This window comes from Pedobacter sp. 01T416_2 (assembly GCF_056398925.1).
This window is the reverse complement of sequence record NZ_JBFTQI010000567.1, coordinates 1-3,942: the sequence shown is the minus strand read 5'-3', so window position 1 is coordinate 3,942 and position 3,942 is coordinate 1. Positions and strand designations below refer to the sequence as shown.

At 38.1% G+C, this 3,942-nt stretch carries 5 protein-coding genes; 4 read left to right on the top strand and 1 reads right to left on the bottom strand.

All coding sequences use genetic code 11. The features are described 5' to 3' along the window. A partial coding sequence (locus tag AC1DPQ_RS20395; protein ID WP_477610702.1) for a class I SAM-dependent methyltransferase occupies positions 1–314 on the bottom strand: 314 nt, incomplete at its 3' end. An 80-nt stretch (positions 315–394) separates the two neighbouring features. Here AC1DPQ_RS20395 and ribD point away from each other — a divergent pair. The 4 genes from ribD to AC1DPQ_RS20375 all read left to right on the top strand — a co-directional run bounded on the left by ribD (position 395) and on the right by AC1DPQ_RS20375 (position 3,855). Next, the gene (gene ribD, locus AC1DPQ_RS20390) at positions 395–1,447 is read left to right on the top strand and encodes a bifunctional diaminohydroxyphosphoribosylaminopyrimidine deaminase/5-amino-6-(5-phosphoribosylamino)uracil reductase RibD (protein ID WP_477610701.1); all 1,053 of its coding nucleotides are present in this window, start codon (positions 395–397) and stop codon (positions 1,445–1,447) included. Next, positions 1,448–2,317: an EamA family transporter gene (locus tag AC1DPQ_RS20385; RefSeq protein WP_477610700.1), complete on the top strand. Its 870-nt coding sequence runs from the start codon at positions 1,448–1,450 to the stop codon at positions 2,315–2,317. Beyond that, positions 2,304–2,918, top strand: a complete 615-nt coding sequence (locus tag AC1DPQ_RS20380) for an IMPACT family protein (RefSeq protein WP_477583857.1) — start codon at positions 2,304–2,306, stop codon at positions 2,916–2,918. Before AC1DPQ_RS20385 ends, AC1DPQ_RS20380 begins: the two co-directional genes overlap by 14 nt. 76 nt (positions 2,919–2,994) lie before the next feature. Beyond that, positions 2,995–3,855, top strand: coding sequence for a nucleoside phosphorylase (locus AC1DPQ_RS20375; protein ID WP_477583855.1), 861 nt, complete (start codon positions 2,995–2,997; stop codon positions 3,853–3,855). The last annotated feature ends 87 nt before the right edge of the window (positions 3,856–3,942 follow it).

Here is a 3,942-nt window from a genome sequence, read left to right as displayed (position 1 = left end):
ATCCAATCTACCAGTTCTTCTGTTTCTGGCCTCGGGATAAGCACTTGTTCGTTAACTTTAAACACAGCGCCATAAAAATGAGCTTCTTCCAAAATATGCTGAATGGGTTTTCCGATCTGCAAATCGTTGAGGATGCTCAAAAGTTTCTGCATATTGATAAAGCTGATATCGATATCTTTTTGCATGATCAGTTTAGCTGAAGATAAAGCCAAAACTTGCTCGGCAGCAATACTAAATAATGCTTTTGCTTCATTACTATCGTATAAAGGCTCAAGTTCGAGTTCGTAATGCGCCGCTAATTCTCCTATCTTCATATGTACAAAATTACTTAATTGGGATGATAACAGCTCTCTTTTGATAAGGCCATGACTCTTTTTTTACTACTTTTGCGCTAATGAGCGATGAATTTTATATAAAACGCTGTCTTGACTTAGCAGCCTTAGCTTTAGGGAATGTTAGTCCGAACCCAATGGTTGGCTGTGTTATCGTTGTAGATGGCAGAATTATTGGAGAAGGATATCATCAGGAATATGGAAAATCGCATGCCGAACCCAATGCCGTTAAAGCTGTTTTTGATAAACACGGCGATGAGGCCGAAAATCTCTTGAAACAGGCTACTGTTTATGTTAACCTAGAGCCCTGTGCCCATTTTGGCAAAACGCCTCCCTGTGCTGATTTATTGGTAAAACATCAGCTAAAGAAGGTAGTGATTGGCAATAGAGACCCTTTTTCAGGTGTCGATGGCAAAGGCATCGAAAAACTCAGAAATGCAGGAATTGAAGTGGCGAGTGGAATTTTGGATGATGAATGCCGCTATTTCAACAGAAGATTTTTTACCCGGATACAAAAACAAAGACCTTATATTATTTTAAAATGGGCCCAAACCGCAAATGGTTATTTCGCAACAAAGGATGGTCACCAGAAATGGATCAGCGGCGCTTTGGCCAAACGTTTGGCGCATCAATGGCGTAGCGAAGAAGATGCGATCCTGATCGGCAAGCAAACTGCCATTATGGATAATCCGCAATTAACCGCTCGGGAATGGACAGGCAAAAACCCAATCCGCCTGGTAATCGACAAGAACCTTCAGGTGCCAATAACGAACCATATCTTCAATGCAGCAGCCAAAACCATTATCTTTAATGAGGTTAAAACTGATGTTATAGAGAATATCCATTATATCCAGATGGAAGATATGCACTTTTATTTAGCCCAAAAAATCGCCTTTCAGCTTTACCTGATGGATATACAATCGGTAATCATTGAGGGCGGCGCCAATATTTTAAATCAATTTTTAAATACCAACCTATGGGATGAAGCACGTATTTTTACTTCATCTGCCAGCTGGAGCGATGGGGTTTCTTCTCCAAACATTAATGGAAATCTGCAGGAAACAGTTCAAATCGGAAATGACAAACTCTCTATCTATCTAAACGACATCAAATAAATGATCTACATTATTTTAAGCATTTGCTGTAGTGTTACCGTAGCCGTTTTATTAAAGCTGGCAAAACGGTACCAAATCAGTATTATTCAAGCCGTTACCATTAATTATTTTACTGCATTAAGCTTATGTTTTCTTTTTTTTAAGCCCGATGTTAAACTGATCACCTCTACCGCACCGTGGCCTATTTATATTGCCCTGGCTATTCTATTGCCGTCGATATTTTTATTCCTTGCGGCATCGGTAAAAAACCTTGGCATTGTTAAAACAGATATCGCACAACGTTTATCGCTATTTATCCCGATACTGGCGGCTTATTTTATTTTTAAAGAAGATTTTAATAACCTGAAAATTATTGGTCTGGCGATTGGTTTTGTGGCTATTTTTTTAACTTTTCTTCGGAAATCTGATCAGGAAGAAAGCAATAAAGGAAGCCTGCTCTACCCCATTATGGTTTTCGTCGGTTTTGGGGTAATCGACGTCCTTTTTAAACAAATTGCATTATATAAAGAATTGCCTTATACCACCTCGCTTTTTACTGTTTTTTGCCTGGCGTTTATTGTTTCATTGCTTATTGTAATTTCGATGGTAATGGCTGGCAAAATAAAAATACAACTGGTAAATGTGGTTTGCGGATTTATTTTAGGCTTCTTCAATTTTGGGAATATCCTTTTTTACATGAAAGCCCATAAAGCGCTGGCAGAAAATCCATCTACCGTGTTTGCAGCGATGAATTTAGGCGTAATCATAGTAGGCACCTTAATTGGTGTTATTGCTTTTAAAGAAAAGCTGAGCAAGTTAAATTACGCAGGCATCATCTTCGCTATTGCTGCTATTATTTTCATTACACTATCGCAAAATGCTGTTCGATGATTCTTATAAAACCATCGAAAGTGCCTCAGAGGGTATCTTTCGAGATAAAGGAAGCAAATTTATTGCATATGCCTATCCTATCCGTAGTGAAGTAGAATTAAAGCCGGTTATCACCAAACTTCGCGCAGAACATGTTAAGGCCAATCATTTTTGTTATGCATATCGTTTAACACCAGATCGATCTGTTTATCGAATGAATGATGATGGCGAACCTTCGGGTACCGCAGGCAGGCCTATTCTGAACTGTTTATTGTCAGAAGATATCACCAATACATTAATTGTTGTTGTACGTTATTTCGGTGGAACCTTACTGGGTGTTCCAGGTTTAATTAATGCATACAAAACAGCTAGTGTTGAGGCAATTAAAGCAGCTTCGGTTATCAGCAAAACCGTGAATGATGTTTATGAAGTGCATTTCGATTACCTTCAGATGAACGATGTAATGAAGTTGAGCAAAGAGGAGAACTTACAGATTTTGGCGCAACAGTTTGATACCAATTGCATATTGAAATTTGAAGTCAGAAAAGCACAACTCAACCAGGTTTTAAGTAAATTTGATAAAATTGAAGGTGTTAAATTAAAATACCTGCAAACCGTTTAATAACCACAGATTAAAAGGGTGAACACGGATGAAATCTGAGTGAATCATCGAAATCAGCGGGCAAAATAAACCAAATATGAAAATATCCGAAAGCGACTTAATCATCAATCCTGATGGGAGCATATACCACTTAAACCTTTTACCGGGTGATATTGCTGATACTGTAATTACCGTTGGCGATCCTGACCGCGTTGGCGAGGTAAGCAAATATTTCGACAAAATAGAATTTAAAAAAGGTAAACGCGAGTTTATCACCCACACTGGTTATTTAGGCAAAAAACGCGTTACCGTACTCTCAACAGGTATTGGTACCGATAACATTGATATTGTTTTTAATGAGTTAGATGCCCTGGTTAATGTTGATTTTGAAACCCGTGAAATTAAAAAAGAGCTTACTTCATTAAATATTATCAGAGTGGGTACCTCTGGTGCTGTTCAACCGGATATTCCGATGGGAACAATTTTAGCTTCTTCTTATGGCTTAGGGATGGATGCCTTAATGAATTATTACCTTCAAAAATTATCTGGTGATGAACAGATTTTAATGGATGATATCAAAGCACACTTTGGGCATCTTAAAAATATCAATCCTTATTTAACGGCAGCGAGTGAAACATTATTGAATACGATTGGAAAAGACATGGCGAAAGGCATAACCATTACGGCGCCTGGCTTTTATGCTCCACAGGGTAGAATTGTACGTGCTAAAAACGCGGTTCCCGATTTTATTGGCTTGATTAATAGCTTTAAAAGCAATCAGCACCGTATTACCAATCTGGAAATGGAAACCGCAGGGATTTATGCACTAGCCAAAGTTTTGGGTCATAACGCAATTTCAGTAAATGCCATTTTAGCCAGTCGTGTAAATTTCGAATTTAGCAAAGAACCAAACAAAATTGTAGCGCAAGCGATAAAAATGGTGCTTGAAAGAATTTAAATAAAAATCTATTGAATGTCAGATGGTAACATCTGACATTACAGAAATCGAAGCGTGGTAGATTCAAGGACGATCACAGACTAAGGA